Origin of the sequence: Luteitalea pratensis, assembly GCF_001618865.1 — a bacterium.
Taxonomy (GTDB): domain Bacteria; phylum Acidobacteriota; class Vicinamibacteria; order Vicinamibacterales; family Vicinamibacteraceae; genus Luteitalea; species Luteitalea pratensis.
In genome coordinates this window covers 5,736,884-5,755,304 of record NZ_CP015136.1, presented here as the reverse complement: position 1 = coordinate 5,755,304, position 18,421 = coordinate 5,736,884, and the positions used below count along the sequence as shown (strand labels likewise).

Genomic DNA, 18,421 nt, shown 5'->3' with positions numbered 1-18,421 from the left:
GGCGTCCCACCGTCTGGCATTCAAGGCGCAACATCTCGTCAGGGGCACATGGCGGTCAGAATCGGTGAACTCCTCCTGAAGGAGAAGAAGATCACGCCGACGCAGCTGCAGGAGGCTCTGGGTTACCAGAAGTCCAACGGCGGCAAGTTGGCGATGAACCTCGTGAAACTGGGCTTCGTCCGCGATGAGGAAATCACCGCGCTGCTGAGCCGCCAGTACGGGGTGCCGTCCATCGATCTCGGCAAGTTCGAGATCGATGCCGCGGTGGTCAAGCTGATCCCGCCGGAAACGGCGCAGAAGTACCAGGTCGTCCCCCTGAGCCGGGCCGGCGCCACGCTGACGCTGGCGATGACCGATCCGACCAACGTGTTCGCCATGGACGACATCAAGTTCATGACGGGCTACAACGTCGAACCGGTCGTGGCGTCGGAGCAGGCGATCGCCGACGCGCTGCAGAAGTACTACACCGCGCAGACCCGGGCGTCGACGGGGCCCAACACGCTCGAGCTGGCCAACCGGGCGCTCGAGGTGGCCCAGCAGCAGGCCGATGCCGCCGGCGAAACCGTCGAGGTGCTCGAGGACCTCGAGGAAATCGACGTCGCCGCGCTCGAAAAGCAGACGGGCGAGGCGCCGGTCATCCGCATGGTGAACATGGTGCTCACCTCGAGCATCCAGAAGGGCGCCAGCGACATCCACATCGAGCCGTACGAGCGCGAGTTCCGCATCCGCTTCCGCATCGACGGCATCCTCTACACCGTCATGCAGCCGCCGATGAAGTTCAGGGACGCGATCATCTCGCGCCTGAAGATCATGGCCAAGCTGGACATCGCCGAGAAGCGCCTGCCGCAGGACGGCCGCATCAAGATCCGGATCAACGACCAGGGCCACAGCAAGGAGATCGACTTCCGCGTCTCCTGTCTGCCGACGCTGTTCGGCGAGAAGGTGGTGCTCCGCCTCCTCGACAAGGAAAAGCTGATGCTCGACATGACCAAGCTCGGGTTCGAGACGAGTTCGCTGTCGAAGTTCAAGACCCAGATCGAGAAGCCGTGGGGCATGGTGCTGGTGACCGGGCCGACCGGGAGCGGCAAGACCAACACGCTCTACTCGGCGATCTCGGCGTTGAACACGCCCGAGACCAACATCATGACCGCGGAGGATCCGGTGGAGTTCAACCTCGCCGGCGTCAACCAGGTCAACGTCCGCGAGAGCATCGGCCTGACATTTGCCGCCGCCCTCCGGTCCTTCCTGCGCCAGGATCCGAACACCATCCTGGTCGGCGAAATCCGCGACTTCGAGACCGCCGAGATCGCCGTCAAGGCGGCGCTCACCGGTCACCTGGTCTTGTCGACGCTGCACACCAACGACGCGCCGAGCACGGTCAGCCGCCTCATGAACATGGGCATCGAGCCGTTCCTGGTAGCGAGTTCGGTAAACCTCATTTGCGCCCAGCGCCTCGTGCGCCGCGTGTGCAGCAAGTGCAAGGTGCCGCATCCGCTGCCGCCGCAGGCCCTGATCGACATCGGTTTCGCACCCGAGGACGCCGCCACCGTCGTCCCCATGCGCGGCACCGGCTGCGACACCTGCAACCAGACCGGCTACAAGGGCCGCGTCGGCCTGTACGAGGTCCTCGAGATCACGGATTCCATACGTGAGCTCATCCTCGTCGGCGCCTCGGCCCTCGACATCCGCAAGAAGGGCATCGAGGAGGGGATGATCACGCTCCGCCACAGCGGGCTCCTCAAGGTGAAGGACGGCGTGACCACCACCGAGGAAGTCACGCGGGAGACGGTCAAGTAGCCGTCGGGCTTCGCCCGGCGGTCGTCCGGGTATCGGGTATCGGGTATCGGGTATCGGGTATCGGCGCACACCGAACACCGAACGTCGCGCGCTCTACGTAGGGAGCGCCGGCTGTCCCAGCCCGGCGTCCAATCCCTGCGATGTGGCTCGACCCGCTGGGACACCAGGTCGCTACCACTCACTTCGCGGTCCCCGGTCCCCGGCACCCGGCACCCGGCACCCGGTACCCGGTAAGTTGCAGAACTGTCGCCCTGCCGTCAGGCCCGGTACGCAAATCCCGCACTCCTGATCCGAGACGCATCGCAGGCCGGTGCGGTGACCAAGCGCTAAGTCATTGTGCCTGAATGGGTTGACCACACGCATTCGAATCGGCCCGATTCGGGGCGATCTGGCGTCCAGGTTGCACTGCCGGGTTGCAGACGTTCACGCGCCCAACCCTGCTGCCGATTAGCTGGCCGGCGCGCCAGCGTCGTGAGCGGTCCACGGCCAGATGTGCCGGGGCCGCGCATTTCATCCCGCGGCAGGGCCGTGGGGCGATGGACTGGCGGCACCCGACATCATGGCGACACTGCCCGAACTGCTGAAGACGACGGTGGAACTCGATGGATCCGACCTCCACCTCACCACGAGTGCGCCGCCGACCGTGCGCGTGCACGGCAAGCTGGTGCCGCTCAAGCTGGCGCCGCTGACCGCGCCCGAAACCAAGCAGCTGGCCTACAGCGTCTGCACGGACGCCCAGAAGAAGCGGTTCGAGGAAACGCAGGAACTCGACTTCTCGTTCGGCATCCGCGGCGTCGGCCGCTTCCGCTGCAACATCTTCAATCAGCGCGGCGCCGTCGCCTCGGTTTACCGCCTGATTCCCGAGAAGGTGCGCGGGTTCCAGGAGCTGAACCTGCCGCCGATTCTCGCCAAGCTCTCCGAGCGGCCGCGCGGCCTCGTCCTCGTCACCGGTCCGACCGGCAGCGGCAAGTCGACGACGCTGGCCGCGATGATCGACAAGATCAACAACGAGCGGCACGAGCACATCCTCACCATCGAGGATCCGATCGAGTACATCCACCAGCACAAGGGCTGCATCGTCAACCAGCGCGAGGTGCACAGCGACACGCAGGGCTTCGCGCTGGCCCTGCGCGCGGCGCTGCGTGAGGACCCCGACGTCGTGCTGATCGGCGAAATGCGCGACCTCGAGACGATCGAGTCGGCCCTGCGCATAGCCGAGACCGGCCACCTCACGTTCGCAACGCTGCACACCAACTCCGCGGCGCAGACGATCAACCGCATCATCGACGTCTTTCCGGCACACCAGCAGTCGCAGATCCGCACTCAGTTGAGCCTCGTGCTCGAAGGCATCGTGTGCCAGTCACTGCTGCGCAAGTCCAACGGCGCGGGGCGTGTCGTGTCGCTCGAGGTGCTGGTGCCGACGCCGGCGATCCGCAACCTGATTCGCGACGACAAGGTGCACCAGATTTACTCGATGATGCAGGCCGGCCAGGAGAAGCTCGGCATGCAGACGATGAACCAGTCGCTCGCCTCGCTGTACATGTCGCGGCAGATCACCCTCGAGACGGCGATGTCGGCATCGTCGATGAAGGACGAACTGCAGGAGATGATCCACCGCGGCAGCGGCGTCGTGCCGGGTGCGGGCCTGAATCGCCCGGTGATGACGGGCGTGCCGGCGAGGCGATAGTCACAGGAACACAGGAACACAGGGCCACAGGACGCAGGGACGCAGGGACGCAGAGACATGGACTGCAGGACCGCAGGACTGCAAAAGCCATGGGCGGGCGGCGCCACCTCCGCCAGGCCTGCGGTGGGACACGCCGGGGAACCGCCCCCTACCAGCGGATTGGAAGGCCGATGGCCCGATGCCGACGGCCGTTTGTGAAGGGTGAACTGATGCAGGCATTCGCATTCTCGGGACGGACACACACGGGCGAAAACGTCAACGGCGAGCGGCACGCGGACTCGCTCGCGGCGGCCGTCGCCTCGCTGCGGCGCGAGCAGATCCTGATCACGCGGATCGACCCCGTGAAGGCACGCCGCCGGGTGGCTACCGCCGGGGGCAAGGTACCGGCCAAGAGCCTGGCGATCTTCACGCGACAGTTCAGCGTCATGATCGACGCCGGCCTGCCGCTGGTCCAGTGTCTCGACATCCTCGGGCGCCAGGAGCCGCACAAGAAGTTCGCGGCGACCATCCTCAAGGTGCGCGAGGACGTCGAAAGCGGCATGTCGCTGGCCGAGGCGATGCGCAAGCATCCGCGTACGTTCGACGCGCTGTTCACGAACATGGTCCAGGCTGGTGAGGCGGGCGGCATCCTCGACACCATCCTGAAGCGCCTCGCGACCTACATCGAGAAGAACGTCAAGCTCATCGGCCAGGTCAAGTCGGCGATGATCTACCCGGTCGCGGTGATCGTCATCGCTGCCATCGTCGTCGCGGTCATCCTGTGGAAGGTGATCCCGACGTTCGCGCAGATGTTTGCCGGCCTCGGCGCGCAGTTGCCGCTGCCGACGCGCATCGTGATCGCCATGAGCAACGGCCTGGTCACGTACGGACCGCTGCTGATCATGGGCCTCGGCGCCATCGCCTTCGCCATCCGCACGTACTACCGCACCAACCAGGGCCGGCACGTCATCGACAGCCTGCTTCTCAAGTCCCCGATTCTCGGCATGATCCTGCGCAAGGTCGCCGTCGCCCGGTTTTGCCGCACGCTCTCGACCCTGATCAGTTCCGGCGTGCCACTGCTCGACGGCCTCGAAATCACCGCCCGCACCGCCGGCAACGCCATCATCGAGGACGCGATCATGGAGACGCGCTCCAGCATCGAGCGCGGCGAGACGGTCTCCAAGCCGCTGCAGGACACCAAGGTGTTCCCGCCGATGGTCACGCAGATGATCGGCGTCGGTGAGGCGACCGGCGCCCTCGACATGATGCTGGCCAAGATCGCGGACTTCTACGAGGACGAAGTCGACACCGCCGTCGCCGGCCTGCTGACGCTGCTCGAACCGATCATGATCTCGTTCCTCGGCGTCATCGTCGGCGGCATCGTCATCTCGATGTACCTGCCGATCTTCGACCTCATCTCGAAGCTCACCTAGCGATGGCGACGCCGACGTCGGCGATCTTCCCCCTGTCGGGTTCCGCACCGTGGCCGTCGCGGCCACGGTGGACGGCCCTGATGTGGCTGGCAGGCCTGCGCGCACTGGTCGCGGTCGCGCTGCTGGCGCCGCTGGCCGCGTTCACCGCCGGGCAGGGTCGGCTGTCGCAAGCCGTCTGGCTCGGCCTGCTGCCCGTCGTGCCGCTGGCAAACAGCGGTGTCGGCCTGCTCGTCGGCGAGCGGATCTCGCCGCGCGGTCTCGCCGCGCAGTTCTGGGCGGATGCGCTGATCGTGCTGGCGGTCGTCTGGAGCACTGGCGGCCTGCTGAGTGCCTACAGCCCATTGATGCTCCTGCCAGTGCTTGCCGCGAGTGTCCTTGGCGGCCGCGCCGGCGGATTGCGCGCGGCCTCTGCCGTCGGCACCGGCGTGGTCCTGTTGGCGGCCGTGCAGTATGGCTGGTTGCCGGCTCCCGCGTCGCTGCGCGTGCCGCTGCAGCAGGGCCTGTTGCCGCCCGTGCCGCTCGCGGCGTACACCATCGTCGCCAACGTCGGCGGCGGCATCGCGACGGCGTTGCTCGTGGGGCATCTCTCTGAATCGCTGACGCGCACCGGTGCGGACCTGCAGCGCGCCACCACCAGCCTCGCGGACCTGACCACCCTCAGCCAGCGCGTCATCGACAGCATGGCCGGCGGTCTCATCGTGACCGACGCGCAGGGCGTCGTCGTCCTCTTCAACCGCACCGCCGAAACCATCACCGGCCGTCGTGCCGACGATGTGCTGGGGCAGCCGATGGATCGGGTGCTGCCGCTGCCGACGGCGATCGCGGACACCGGCCTGCCGGTTCGCCAGGAATGCACCTTCACGCGCATCGACGGCAACGTCATCGAACTCGGTGCGACCGTCGCGCCGCTGCTTGCTGGTGGCGGTGCCCGGGCTGGCCAGCTCGTGACCTTCCAGGACCTGACGCTGATCAACCAGCGGGAGTCGGAACGGCAGCGGCAGGAGCGTCTCGCCGCGGTCGGTGAGATGGCCGCGGGCATCGCCCACGAGATCCGCAACCCGTTGGCGTCGATGAGCGGATCCATCCAGTTGCTGCGACGTGAACTGAGCCTGCGCGACGATCAGGCGAGGCTGCTCGACATCGTGCTACGCGAGTCGCAGCGCCTGAACGACATCATCAAGAACTTCCTGTCGTACGCCGGCCCGCAGCGCGTGAGCCGCTCGCGCGTGGACGTGGCGCGCCTCGTCCGGGAAATCGGCGCGTTGCTGCAGCAGCAGGCCGAGGACACCACGCCGTCGATCACGGTCCGCGTCGACGCGGCCGAAGCGGTCCACCACGACGTCGACGAGGCGCAGGTGCGGCAGGTGCTCTGGAACCTGGCGAGCAACGGCCTCAAGGCCATGCCGGAGGGCGGCGTGCTGCACCTCGGCGTGCAGGCCGTGGTCGAAACGGCTGGCGCCTCGGTGCGGTTCTCGGTGCGCGACGAGGGAGTGGGGATGGCAGCGGCCGACATCGAGCGCATGTTCCAGCCCTTCCAGAGCGGGTTCAGGCAGGGCAGTGGCCTCGGCCTCGCGATCGTCCGGCGGATCGTGACCGATCACGGCGGCCGCGTCTCGGTGCAGTCGACGCCGGGGGCGGGCACCGAGGTCATCGTCTCGTTGCCGGCGCAGCCGGCTCGCGCGCAAGTCCATTCGATCCTCCGGAGCGCCTGAACCCATGTCGGTGCCGCAGGTTCTGACAGGCGCGCCGTCACGCATCCTTGTCGTGGACGACGAGCGCTCGATGCGCGAGTTCCTCGCGATCATGCTGACGCGCGACGGCCACGAGGTGGTCGCTGCCGAAAACGGGTCGCAGGCGCTGGCCTCCCTGCGTCAGCGCGCCTTCGACCTGCTCATCTCGGACATCCGCATGCCGGACTGCAGCGGCATCGACGTGCTGCGCGAGGCCAAGGCCCTGCAGCCCGAGTTGCCGGGCATTCTCATGACGGCGTTCTCGTCGACGCAGACCGCGATCGAGGCCTTGCGCACGGGGGCGGTCGACTACATCAGCAAGCCGTTCGACATCGACGAGATGAAGTGCGTCGTGGCGCAGGCCCTGGAGCGCCGCCAGTTGCGGGAACGGGGCGCCACGGCCGACGAGGCGCCGGCGTCGGCCGATGACGGGCGGCCGCATGCGAGCGACTCGATGATCGGCCGCGGTCCCGCAATGCAGCGCGTGTTCGCGCTGATCGAAGCCATCGCCGGCACGTCGAGCACCGTCCTCATCACCGGTGAGTCGGGGACCGGCAAGGAGATGGCGGCGCGCGCCATCCATCGGTTGTCGCCGCGGACCGAGCGCCCGTTTGTTGCCCTCAACTGCGGCGCGCTGACCGAGACGCTGCTCGAGTCCGAGCTGTTCGGCCACGAGAGGGGCGCCTTCACCGGTGCGCTGCACACCAAGCGCGGGCTGATCGAGCAGGCCGAGAAGGGGACGATCTTCCTCGACGAACTCGGCGAGATGAGCCCGCTCATGCAGGTGAAGCTGCTGCGCGTGCTGCAGGAGCGTCGTTACCGGCGGGTCGGCGGCAACGAGGAACTCGCGGCCGACATCCGCATCATCGCCGCAACCAATCGCGATCTCGTGAGGATGGTCGCCGACGGCACCTTCCGCGAGGACCTGTACTACCGGGTCAACGTCATCCCTGTGGCCCTGCCGGCGCTGCGCGAACGACGCGACGACATCCCGCTGCTGGCACGGCATTTCGTGCAGCGGTTCGCGCGCGAGATGCGCCGGCCCGGTGCGGATCTGTCGGCCGAGGCGCTCGACGCCCTCATGCGCCATGCGTGGCCCGGCAACATCCGTGAGCTCGAGAACGTGCTCGAGCGCGCTGTCGCCCTCGAGACCACGGCCGCCGTCAAGCTCGCCAGCCTGCCGGACCACCTGCTGGTGGTCGCGCCAACGGCCGGCAGCGCCGCGTCGACGCTACCCTGCGGGAGCACCAGCCCGAGCCTGCCGGCGCCGCTCTTTCCAGACGAAGGCTTCGATCTCGAGCGCCACGTCCAGGACATCGAGCGCGAGTACCTCGCCGAAGCCCTCCGCCGGACCGACGGCGTGAAGATGCGCGCCGCCGACCTCCTCGGCATGAGCTTCCGCAGCTTCCGCTACTACGCGAAGAAGTACAACCTCTAGAAAGGACAGAGGAGAAGAGGACGGAGGACGGAGGAAGGACGGAGGGGCGAGGACTGAGGTCCTTCCGCCGGTTCTCCCTCGGAGCTCCGTCCTCTTCCTATCCTCTGTCCTCCCTCCTCGACCTCGTTCCTCTCTCCTACCTCCTTCCTCGCTCCTCGGTCCTCTCTCTCCTGCCTCCCCCTTCCGTGCTTGCTCCTCGACCTCGGTCCTCTCTCCTACCTCCCTCCTCCGTCCTCCTTCCTCCGTCCTCGCTCCTCCTCCTCCGTCCTTGTGACAACTTCCGGCGCTTCGAGGTAACGTCAGTTGTCGCTGGTGACAGGAATCGTCACCGCGTTCTCGATCCTGTGAGCAGGCCTGACGGCCGTCCGACCGCCGGCGACGTCAAAATCTCGGTTTTTCCGGCGGTCCTGGCCGATCGGGCGCCCAGAGTTCGGGTGGCACCGTGCTTGCTTTATCAGTGGGCATGAAGGTTACGGGGGACGCTGGGGAGCGCCCTCCATGCACGGGCCACAAACAGGACGCTCAGAGGAGACTGGACACCATGAAAATTCGCAACGCCAAGGGCTTCACGCTCATCGAACTGCTCATCGTCGTCGCCATCATCGGGATCATCGCCGCCATCGCCATCCCGGGCCTGCTCCGCGCCCGTATGTCGGGCAACGAGGCGTCCGCCATCGGGTCGATGCGCGCGATCAACAGCGGCCAGGCCACCTACGCGGCCAGCTGCGCCGCGGGCGGCTTCGCCCAGAGCCTGAACGACCTGCTCCTGCCGGCAACCGCGGGCACCAGCACGGCCGCCTTCATCAGCCCCGACCTCGACCCGATCAACAACCCGTCGGCCGGCGGCGTGGGCGCCCTCGCCAACAGCGCGGGCAAGAGTGGCTACGACGTCGGCGTGCAGGCGGCGGCCACGGCCACCGTCGACGTGACGGCGGCGGCCGCAACGTGCAACGCCTCGGCCGCGGCTGCGCGGTCCGGCTACTACGCCCTCGCAGTGCCGCAGCAGCTCGGGTCGACTGGGTCGCGCTCGTTTGCAACCGACGAACGCGGCACGGTGTTCCAGGACATCACGGGCGGCATCCTGCCGGAGCCGCTCGCGGTGGCAGTGCCCAACATCACCCCGGTCGAGTAGTCACCGACTGCCAGACCAACTCGATGGAACCGAAAGGCCGGCCTTGCGCCGGCCTTTTGGCGTGTATGCACCGGAAAAGTCGCCTGGTTCAACGGCTTCGTGCGTCAGGTGGCGAAGTGACCCACGCCTCTCGACGCGCACCGGCCCCGCGGCGGCACCCCTGGCGGCCCGACATCACGGTGCAAGCGCCGCGGCGCACTGGCTCAACCATGGCCCGCATGTTGCAATGGATCAGGTCGTCATGACCAAGCCACTTGGTGCGCGCACATCCATGCTCTCCGTCCGGGGGTTTACCCTCATCGAACTGCTGATCGTCGTCGCGTTGATCGGCATCCTCTCGGCGATTGCGGCGCCCATGCTGATCGCCGCGAAATCCTCGGCCAACGAGGCCTCGGCGGTGCAGACCCTCCGGACGTTGGTCAGCGCGCAATCGACGTTCTCCAACGTCTGCGGCAACGGCGCCTACACAACGTCGCTCACGATGCTGGTCACCGAGCGGTTTGCGTCGCCGGACCTGGACATCACACCGAAGAGCGGGTTCTCCTTTCAACTGGTGGGCGCACTGGGATCCAAGGCTGCCGGCGCCGACTGCACCGGGCAGCCCACACGTACGGGCTTCTACTTCCGCGCGCAACCACTCGCTGGCAACACAGGCCGCCGCGCGTTTGCCACCAATCACGTCGGCACGATCTGGCAGGACACCAACGGCGTCGCGCCGCCCGAGCCGTTTGTCGCAGGCGCGACGATCTCGCCCATCAATTGATCCCCAGGGGCATGCTGCGATACGGCCCGGTCCGGCCCGTCGTGGCGACCCGAAGCTCGTGTGATGGCATGCTAGGATTCATCTGATCACATGTCTTCGCGCGCCTATACTGCAGCTCTCGTTTGTGTCCTGATCGGGTTGGCGGCCTCCGGTGCCGCGGCCTTCGTGCACTACCAGTTGGCCACCACGCCGGGCTACGAAAGCTTCTGTGACGTCAACGCCACCTTCAGTTGCACGCAGGCGTATCAGAGCCAGTACGGGCGGCTCTTGGGCGTGCCCGTGTCGGTTCTCGGCGCCGGCTACTTCGCCGCGTTGCTCGCGCTGCTGTCCCTCGGGCGTCGTCTCGACGCGCTCGCGAGTTACCTGCTGGTAGCGGCCCTCGGTGGGCTCGGTTTCGTGCTCTATCTCGCGTGGGCCACCATCTTCGTCCTCGGCACCCTGTGCCTGCTGTGCCTGGCGACCTACGCGGCTGTCGTCGGCCTGTTCTTCATCGCCGGAGCCGCAGCCTCCACCCCCATGATCGACGTCCCCGACCGCCTGTCCCGCGACCTGCGTCGCCTCGTGGCCAATCCGCTGGCCATTGCCGCCGTCGCCGTCGTCATCGGGGCCACGGCCGCGTCCGCCGCGTTCTTCCCGAAGGATCCCGAGGCCGCTGCCGAGACGCCAGCCGCGCGCGCCGCCGCGGCGGTCGCGCAGGCCGCTGCCGAGCCGCCCCTGACCGACGACCAGAAGGCGCAGTTGCGCCTCTCGTTCGATCAGCAGCCACGCATGATCGTGCCGGCCGATGCCGAGGGCGCGTCGGTCGTGGTCGTGAAGTTCAACGACTACCAGTGCCCGCCGTGCCGCCAGACCTTCGAGCTGTACGAACCGATCTGGCAGAAGTGGGAGCGGCAGGCCCCCGGAAAGGTCAAGCACCTCACGCGTGATTTCCCGCTCGAGAGTGAATGCAACGCGAGCGCGCCAACAGGCCAGCACGGGGCTGCCTGCGAGGCCGCCGCCGGTGTCCGCATGGCACGCAGCGTCGGCAAGTCGAATGAGTTCGAGCACTGGCTGTTCGCCAACCAGGCCTCGTTGTCGCCGGACAAGGTCAAGGAAGGCTTAGAGGAGGTTGCGGGCATCAAGGATTTCGACGCCCGCTACGCGGCCGTCCTGCCTGCCATCAAGAGCGACACGGCCCTCGGCGCCAGCCTGGGCGTGCAGTCGACACCGACGTTCTTCATCAACGGGGTGCGCATTCCCGGGGGCATCAATCCGAAGGTCCTCGACTACATCCTCGAGTACGAAATCGGCAAGGCCGCCGCGCCCGCAGTCAAGTAACGCGCACCGGCGGCCGATACAGCAGGCGCCTGCCCTCGTGTGGTCGGCACCTGCTCGCACGACATGCCTGAACCGGTCATCGCCGTCGATCGCCTCACGAAGGACTACCCGGTCGGTTTCTGGCGGCCGCGCCCGTATCGTGCCCTGGACGGGCTGAGCCTCACGGTCTCGCCGGGCGAGGTCTTCGGCTGTCTCGGCCCGAACGGCGCCGGCAAGAGCACGACACTCAAGATCCTGATGGGGCTCGTCGCGCCGACCTCCGGCACGGCACACCTGTTCGGGCTGCCGGTCGCCAACGTCGCGTCCCGCCGCCGTGTCGGATTCCTTCCCGAGAATCCGGTCTTGTACGACTACCTGACCGGTGAAGAACTGCTGGCGTACTTCGGGCAACTCTGTGGACTGCGTCCGGCAGACGCCCGTGCCCGCGGCACCATCCTGCTCGACCGCGTGGGGCTCGGCGCCGAACGGCGGATGGCGGTCCGCCGCTATTCGAAAGGGATGGTGCAGCGCCTCGGCGTGGCGCAGGCGCTCGTCCAGGACCCTGACCTGGTGATCCTGGACGAGCCGATGTCGGGCCTCGATCCGATCGGTCGACGCGACGTGCGTGCGCTGATCCTGTCGCTGCGCGACGAGGGCAAGACCGTCGTCTTCAGCAGCCACATCCTGTCGGACGCCGAGACCCTGTGCAGCCGCGTCGCGATTCTTGCCGCCGGTCGTCTGCAGGCCCTCGGTAGCATGACCGAACTCGTGGAGTTCTCCGTGCGGGCATGGGAGATGCTGCTCGACGGCACCAGTCCTGCCCTCGAGGCGCGGCTCCGCGAGGCGGGCGCGACCCTGACAGTGCTCGCGGCGGGTAGAATCCAGGCGCATATCCCCGGAGCCCAGGCGCCCGAGCCCTTGCTGCAACTGGCAAGCGCTGCCGGCGCCCGCGTCCTGTCGCTGCAGCCGGTACGCGAGACCCTCGAGGACGTCTTCCTCAAGCACGTCGAGGGCAAGCGCCGCGACGTGCCCGGCGCGGAGGTGGCCTGATATGGGCCTGGTGCGCGCGGTGGCGCTGAACACGTTTCGCGAGGCCGTGCGGGATCGCGTCTTCTACAACCTGCTGCTGTTTGCCGTGCTGCTGGTCGGCGCCTCGCTGGTAATCGGGCAACTGGCGGCCGGGCAGGACGTCAAGATCATCAAGGACCTCGGGCTCGCCGCGTCGTTGCTGTTCGGGGTCGGCATCGCGGTGTTCATCGGCATCCAGCTCGTGGCGCGCGAGGTGGAGCGCCGCAGCGTGCATGCGACGCTCTCCAAGCCGGTGAGTCGGCCCACCTTCCTCCTCGGGAAGTACGTCGGGTTGTTGCTCACGCTCGGCGTGAACATCGTCGTGATGGCCGTCGCGCTGTTCGCGGTCCTGGCCGTCTATGGCGCCCTGACCCCGCCTGGCGTGCAGGCGATCTGGACCGCCCCGGCCCTCGATCCGCGGCTGCTCGCTGCCCTCGCGCTCATCTACGTCGAACTCGCGGTCGTTACGGCCATCGCGTTGTTGTTCTCGACCTACTCGTCGGCGTTGCTGTCGGCCACGTTCACGTCCGCCATCTGGGTGGCTGGCCACTTCGTGGGGGACCTTCGGGCGATCGAGCAGGTCGGCGCGTCAGGCGCGACGGCATGGGGGGCATGGCTGGTCTCGTGGGTGCTGCCGAACCTCGCGCTGTTCGACATCAAGGCGGAAGTGGTGCATGGCATGCCGGTCCCGGCAGCGCAGGTCCTGGCATCGGTCGGCTACGGCATCGTGTACAGCGCCGCCATGTTGTCGATCGCAGTCGCGATCTTCCAGCGACGGGACTTCAAGTGACGCGACGCCTTCCCTGGCTGATCGGCGCCTCGGTCCTGCTGGCCTCGGCGATGCCGCTGCAGACGATGACGATCCGGCTGCGTCCCGAGCGTGAACTGCCGGCCGTCCTGTACCTGCAGACCCCGGCCGTGGCCAAGCGCGTGGCGCTGTCGTTCGACATGCTCGCCGCCGACCTGTACTGGATGCGCGCCTTGCAGGATTTCGGCGCCACCCGGCTCAGGACCGCCGGGCCACGCACGTTCGAGAACCTGTACCCGTTCCTCGATCTCGCGACAGCGCTGGATCCGCGTTTCGTCGTCGCGTACCGTTTTGGCGCAATCTTCCTGTCCGAAGCGCCACCGGGTGGTCCGGGCCGACCCGATCTCGCCGTCCGCCTGCTCGAGAAGGGCGTCGCCGCGACTCCCGATCAATGGCAGTACTTCCAGGACATCGGCTTCGTGCACTATTGGTGGACCGGCGACTATACGAAGGCCGCCGCCGCCTTCTCGAAGGGCGCCGCGGTACCGGGCTCGCCGTGGTGGATGCAGTCGCTCGCGGCCGTGACGCTGGCCGAGGGCGGTGACCGGAAGACGTCGCGGCTGCTGTGGCGCGCGCTCGCACAGACGCCCGACAACGACTTCCTGCGCCGCGATGCGCAGCGCCGCCTGGTCCAGCTCGACGCGCTCGATCAGGTCGATCAGCTGCAGGCGCTCCTCGCCCGCGCGCGCCTGGGCGGTCTCACGGCGCCCTGGTCGTGGGTGCAATTGCTGCAGGCTGGCATCCTGACGACCATTCCCATCGATCCGACAGGCGTCCCTTACGCGATTGACATGAACTCCGGACGCGTCGACGTGGGTCGGCAGTCGCCGCTGTGGCCACTCCCGGCGGAGCCGAGGGGCTTGTCGGCCGCGCGAAAGGCCATCCAGTGACGCCAGTGGCCGCGGCCGTGCTGCTCGGCGTACTGGGGCTGCTGGTGGGCAGCTTCCTCAACGTCTGCATCTACCGGCTGCCGCGCGACCTGTCGGTCGCATTCCCGGCCTCCCATTGCCCATCCTGCCAACGCCCGCTGCGGTGGTACCACAACGTCCCGGTGGTGAGCTGGATCGCCCTCGGCGGCCGCTGCGGCTTCTGCCGCGAGCGCATCCACTGGCGGTATCCCCTCGTCGAACTGCTCAACGCCGGGTTGTGGGCCGCGCACGGCCTGCTGTTCCCCTGGGAGCCGCTGCTGTTCGTGCGCCTGGCATTCGCCTCCGCACTGCTCGTGCTCTTCTTCACCGACCTCGACTGCCGGATCCTGCCCAACGAGGTCACCGTCGGCGGCACCGTGGCCGGGCTGATCGCATCGGCGCTCGTGTTCCCGCCGGGTTTCCAGTCCGCGCTCATCGGCGTGCTGCTCGGCGGCGGCGTCCTCTGGGCCACTGGCGAGGCCTACGAGCGCCTTCGCGGCGTCGAAGGCATGGGCATGGGCGACGTGAAGATGCTGGCCATGATTGGCGCCGTGCTCGGCTGGCCGCTCATGCTGCTGACGCTGGTAGGCTCCTCCATCGCCGGCGGACTCATCGGTGCCATCCTGCTGGCCTTCAAGGCGGACGCCAGGACCACCGCGCTCCCGTTCGGCGCATTCCTGGCCCCGGCCGCGCTGGCGGCGTCCCTCGTGGGACAACCGGTCCTGGACTGGTATCTTGGGTTCTACCGCTGATGCCGATCGTGACCTACTTGTGGCTCGTCGCCCCGCTGGTGTTCTTCAGCGCCTTGTTGGCGTACGCGCTGCGCCGCGCCTCCCGTCGTCAGGCGCACCTCGAGGCGGCTCGCTTCCGCGGCCGCACCAGCGAGGCGGGCCTGGCGTCGGCCATGACCGACGCCCTCACACGCATGCGTGGCCAGGAGCTCGCACAACAGGCGCGCTTCGAGGCCCTCGACGGGTTCCTGCACCAGGTGGTCGAGAGCCTGCCGCACGGGCTCTTCGTCCTCGGCCGCGACGGCAATCTGCGCGTCGCCAACGGTGAGGCGCTGCGATGGCTCGGACTGCGGGAATCGGTGGAGGGGCAAGTGCTCTGGACCCTCGATGGCACTGAGTCGCTCCGGGCCGTGGCGCAGGACTGCCTGCGTGCCGACGCACGTCGTGATGCCTCGCTGGTTGGCCCCGGAGCGCCGGGCGCAGCCGTGCCCGTGATCGCCGTGCCGCTGCGCGACTCGGACGGCGACGTCGACGGCGTGTTGTACCTGGTGCACGTCGAGCGCGTCTCCTAGTCGCATCCCCTTCCCGACGTCGGCGGGCACCTCGCAGAAGCTGCGATCCGCGACCCGCGTCGACCTCTCCGAAATCGCGATCGACTCGACACGAGTCGCAGCAATCCGCGCCAATATGCACCGATCGCGAGTGGCCCATCGTTTGCCACGACGAAGGGCATGGTGCCTTGGCGTTGCGCACGCGGGTCGTCCCTGCTCGAGGCCGTGATTGCCGCAGCCCTGCTCGCCACGGTCCTCACGGGCGTCCTCCCCCTGGTGACGACTGCGGTCGCCGGCACGACCGCCGCGCGCGCGGATCTCGTGGCCGCGTACCTCGCGCGCCAGCGCCTCGCCCAATTGCAGGCACTCACGCACGCGTCACTCCCGTCCGGCGTGATCGCCGACGATCGCTCCCGCCTCGACGAGGCCGAGGTGTTCACCCCTGGCGGACCTGGACTCCAACCCACGGGGCTGACACCACTGCAGGCGCCGACCGCACCATGGGTGGACTGGCTGGATGAGCACGGGGCGTGGTTGGCGTCCGGCACGCAAGTACCACCCGGAGCCCGCTTCAGCCGCCGCTGGGGCATCGTGGCGACCGGTGCTGAGGGGTGCCTGCGACTCTGGGTCGAAGCCGCGCCGCTCGCTCCGTCGATTGGCGATCGCGTTTCCCGTGCCGTGGGCCTGCAGTGTCCCTGGGGGACGGAGGTGCCATGACGAACGCTCACGCACCCTGTCTTGTGAAAGCGGTATCCGCCTGCCGAGGCGCGGCGCTCCTCGAACTGCTGATCGCCACCTGCGTCGCCCTGGCGACGCTCGCGATCGTCTCCACGGCGCTTCCGCCGGTGCTCGATGTGGTCCGGGCCGTGCCCGAGGCGACCGACCTGCAACAGCGCACACGCGGCACCGAGTCCGTCCTTGCCGACATCGTCAGCAGCGCCGGAGCCGGTGCTGACCTGATCGGCGAGGGGCCGCTGGTCCATGCAGTGCCCGCGTTGATTCCGCGTCGGGTGCTGGGCTCGCCCGATCCAGCGGGCACCGCCTGGGCCGATCGCCTGTCGCTGGTACACGTCGAGGCCCGCGCCGCGCAGGCACCTTTGGCGGCAGCGGTGCCGGCGGGCAGCCCGGTGGTGCTGCTCACCTGGCACCCCGCGTGCGGCACCCACCCGTCCTGTGGATTCCACCGTGGCGACCTGGTCATCGTGTATGCGCACGATGGCGCGATGGTGATCGGCACCCTCGCGGGTGTGCAGGGCCTGCTCCTGACCCTCGACACGCCTCCCGACCAGGCCCTCGCACTCCCCGCCACCGCCGCCGCCGTCGTCACTCGGACGCTGAGTTTCGACGCGGTCAGGCAGCAACTCCGGCTGGCAGCGAACGCGGCCGCCAGCCAACCACTTACAGATGACGTGGTGGGGATGCGGGTGAGGTACTACGGGACGGCGGGAGCACCGCGCTGGCCGGCCGTCGCAGGGACGGATACGTGCGCCGTTCTGGCCGACGGGACGCCAAGGCTCGGCCTCCTGGGGCCCGTCCCGGGGCCGCCCGTCGAGCTGACCGTCGCTGCCCTGATGGACGGGCCCTGGTGCGGTGCTGGCGTGTGGCGCTTCGATGCCGACCTGCTGCGCGTGAAGGCCGTGCGCATCGGGCTGCGCCTGCAGGCCGCGTCCCCGGCCGTCCGGGGCAGGGCCTCGGAGTGGTTTGCCCGTCCGGGGCAGGCGCGCTGGGCGGGACAGGAGGTGCGCGATGTGGAACTCGACACGTTCGTCCTGGCGCCGAACCTTGCGTGGACACAGTGAGCGCGGGGTAGCGTTGCCGGGCGTGCTGTTGCTGGCCGCGTTCCTGGTGGGCGTGACCGGCTGGCTCGTAGGCCACGTACGGACCGACATCGAGATGCGAGCGGCCAACGAGGAGGCTCTCCTGGGAAGCCGGCTCGCCGAGTCGGCCTTGCAGTCGGTTGCGATGGCGCTGGGCCAACAGCCCGACTGGACAGCAGTCGATGCCTTGGCAGTCGCGCTGCCCCTCACGCTGCCTTGCCCATCGTCTCCGGTGGCGGTCGTGCCTGCTGATGAGCCGACGGAACGGAATTGGCTGCAGGACGCGATGAATGCCTCGAGCCGATGGGGGCCTGACACGCCGGTCTGGCAACCGCTCTGGGCCTGCCATGCTGCTGGCGTGCTGGGGCAGTGGCCAGCTCGTGGCCGGAATCCATCGGTCCTGGTCTGGGTCGCCGACGACCCCGAGGGCGACGGGCAGCCGCTGCGCAGTGGCAACCAGCGCCTGATGCTCGCCGCCGTGGCGCATGTTGGCGGCCAGGCGCGCGGCGAGGCCAGTGCCACGGTGTGGCGGACTGGCGCCGGCCGGCCGATCTTGCTGGCCGCCTGGAGGACGACAGGGGGCTGAGGCTCAACCTGCGGCGCTTTTGGCCGATCATGCGAAGGACGACTGTCCCGGGCACGGGTCGCCGCGGGCATGGACATGGAGGCGTGGATGGCTGGACGGATCGCCGGCGTGCTGGTCGGTATTCTCCTGGGGGTGATGGCGAGCCCCGCGATGGCGCAATCGCTGGCGGACGTGGCGCGGGAGGAAGCCGCCCGTCGCCAGCAGGTTGGGAAGACAGGCAAGGTGCTCACCAACGCCGACCTGCCGGCGTCAGCCGTCGTCGCGCCGCCGGGGGCGCCCGGTTCGGCGGCTGCGACCGATACGGGTGGCGGCGCCGCCGAGCCCGCGGCGAGCGACACGGCCGACCCCAAGGATGAGGCGGCTGCGGCCAAGCCGGCAGCGAAGGACGGAGCGCCTGCCAAGGCCGCGGCCCCGACAGACGACGAAGCCGGGTGGCGGGCGCGAGCCGATCGCATCAATACGGCGCTGGCAGCGGCGCATGCCCAGGTGCGGCAACTGAAGGCGCTGTCCGATCGCCTCTCGCTCGAGTCACAGGCGTCCAATCCGGCGATCGCTGCCCGTGCGCAGGCCGAGCGCACCGAACTGCGTGTTCAGATCACGCAGGCCGAGGAGAAGCAGGCAGCCGCGCAGTCCGATCGCGCCGCCTTCGTCCAGGAAGCGCGCGTCGCAGGCGTGCCCCCGGCGTGGATCCAGTAGA

17 protein-coding genes are annotated in these 18,421 nt (G+C 68.4%); all 17 read left to right on the top strand.

Features of this window, described 5'->3' with window-relative positions; genetic code table 11:
- Window positions 1–48: 48 nt before the first annotated feature.
- The 17 genes from pilB to LuPra_RS24025 all read left to right on the top strand — a co-directional run bounded on the left by pilB (window position 49) and on the right by LuPra_RS24025 (window position 18,420).
- Entirely contained in the window at window positions 49–1,797 is a 1,749-nt protein-coding gene (gene pilB, locus LuPra_RS24105) for a type IV-A pilus assembly ATPase PilB (protein ID WP_110173127.1), read from the top strand.
- Between the two features lie 559 nt (window positions 1,798–2,356).
- The gene (locus LuPra_RS24100; RefSeq protein ID WP_110173126.1) at window positions 2,357–3,484 is read left to right on the top strand and encodes a type IV pilus twitching motility protein PilT; all 1,128 of its coding nucleotides are present in this window, start codon (window positions 2,357–2,359) and stop codon (window positions 3,482–3,484) included.
- A gap of 209 nt (window positions 3,485–3,693) precedes the next feature.
- A complete protein-coding gene (locus LuPra_RS24095; RefSeq protein ID WP_110174846.1) occupies window positions 3,694–4,896 on the top strand; it encodes a type II secretion system F family protein in 1,203 nt (400 codons plus the stop codon).
- Between the two features lie 2 nt (window positions 4,897–4,898).
- Window positions 4,899–6,608: a two-component system sensor histidine kinase NtrB gene (locus tag LuPra_RS24090; protein ID WP_110173125.1), complete on the top strand. Its 1,710-nt coding sequence runs from the start codon at window positions 4,899–4,901 to the stop codon at window positions 6,606–6,608.
- 4 nt (window positions 6,609–6,612) lie between these two features.
- The gene (locus LuPra_RS24085; RefSeq protein WP_110173124.1) at window positions 6,613–8,064 is read left to right on the top strand and encodes a sigma-54-dependent transcriptional regulator; all 1,452 of its coding nucleotides are present in this window, start codon (window positions 6,613–6,615) and stop codon (window positions 8,062–8,064) included.
- A gap of 541 nt (window positions 8,065–8,605) precedes the next feature.
- The gene (locus LuPra_RS34110; RefSeq protein ID WP_110173123.1) at window positions 8,606–9,196 is read left to right on the top strand and encodes a prepilin-type N-terminal cleavage/methylation domain-containing protein; all 591 of its coding nucleotides are present in this window, start codon (window positions 8,606–8,608) and stop codon (window positions 9,194–9,196) included.
- A gap of 241 nt (window positions 9,197–9,437) precedes the next feature.
- Entirely contained in the window at window positions 9,438–9,959 is a 522-nt protein-coding gene (locus LuPra_RS34105) for a type II secretion system protein (RefSeq protein ID WP_157899613.1), read from the top strand.
- Between the two features lie 90 nt (window positions 9,960–10,049).
- Window positions 10,050–11,276 (top strand): vitamin K epoxide reductase family protein, encoded by a 1,227-nt coding sequence (locus LuPra_RS24070; protein ID WP_110173121.1) that lies wholly within the window; start codon window positions 10,050–10,052, stop codon window positions 11,274–11,276.
- Window positions 11,277–11,339: 63 nt separating this feature from the next.
- Window positions 11,340–12,305 carry an ABC transporter ATP-binding protein gene (locus LuPra_RS24065; protein ID WP_110174845.1) on the top strand — a complete coding sequence of 322 codons (966 nt, stop codon included), beginning with the start codon at window positions 11,340–11,342 and terminating at the stop codon, window positions 12,303–12,305.
- Window position 12,306: 1 nt separating this feature from the next.
- A complete protein-coding gene (locus LuPra_RS24060) occupies window positions 12,307–13,113 on the top strand; it encodes an ABC transporter permease (RefSeq protein ID WP_110173120.1) in 807 nt (268 codons plus the stop codon).
- Window positions 13,110–14,021, top strand: a complete 912-nt coding sequence (locus LuPra_RS24055; protein ID WP_110173119.1) for a hypothetical protein — start codon at window positions 13,110–13,112, stop codon at window positions 14,019–14,021. The genes LuPra_RS24060 and LuPra_RS24055 overlap by 4 nt, the downstream gene beginning before the upstream one ends.
- The gene (locus LuPra_RS24050; protein ID WP_162472817.1) at window positions 14,018–14,791 is read left to right on the top strand and encodes a prepilin peptidase; all 774 of its coding nucleotides are present in this window, start codon (window positions 14,018–14,020) and stop codon (window positions 14,789–14,791) included. The genes LuPra_RS24055 and LuPra_RS24050 overlap by 4 nt, the downstream gene beginning before the upstream one ends.
- Window positions 14,791–15,342: a PAS domain-containing protein gene (locus tag LuPra_RS24045; RefSeq protein WP_110173117.1), complete on the top strand. Its 552-nt coding sequence runs from the start codon at window positions 14,791–14,793 to the stop codon at window positions 15,340–15,342. Before LuPra_RS24050 ends, LuPra_RS24045 begins: the two co-directional genes overlap by 1 nt.
- Before the next feature lie 159 nt (window positions 15,343–15,501).
- A complete protein-coding gene (locus tag LuPra_RS24040; protein ID WP_110173116.1) occupies window positions 15,502–16,038 on the top strand; it encodes a hypothetical protein in 537 nt (178 codons plus the stop codon).
- Window positions 16,035–17,120 (top strand): hypothetical protein, encoded by a 1,086-nt coding sequence (locus LuPra_RS24035; RefSeq protein ID WP_157899612.1) that lies wholly within the window; start codon window positions 16,035–16,037, stop codon window positions 17,118–17,120. Before LuPra_RS24040 ends, LuPra_RS24035 begins: the two co-directional genes overlap by 4 nt.
- The gene (locus LuPra_RS24030; RefSeq protein ID WP_157899611.1) at window positions 17,104–17,724 is read left to right on the top strand and encodes a hypothetical protein; all 621 of its coding nucleotides are present in this window, start codon (window positions 17,104–17,106) and stop codon (window positions 17,722–17,724) included. Before LuPra_RS24035 ends, LuPra_RS24030 begins: the two co-directional genes overlap by 17 nt.
- An 87-nt stretch (window positions 17,725–17,811) precedes the next feature.
- A complete protein-coding gene (locus LuPra_RS24025) occupies window positions 17,812–18,420 on the top strand; it encodes a hypothetical protein (protein WP_157899610.1) in 609 nt (202 codons plus the stop codon).
- The last annotated feature ends 1 nt before the right edge of the window (window position 18,421 follow it).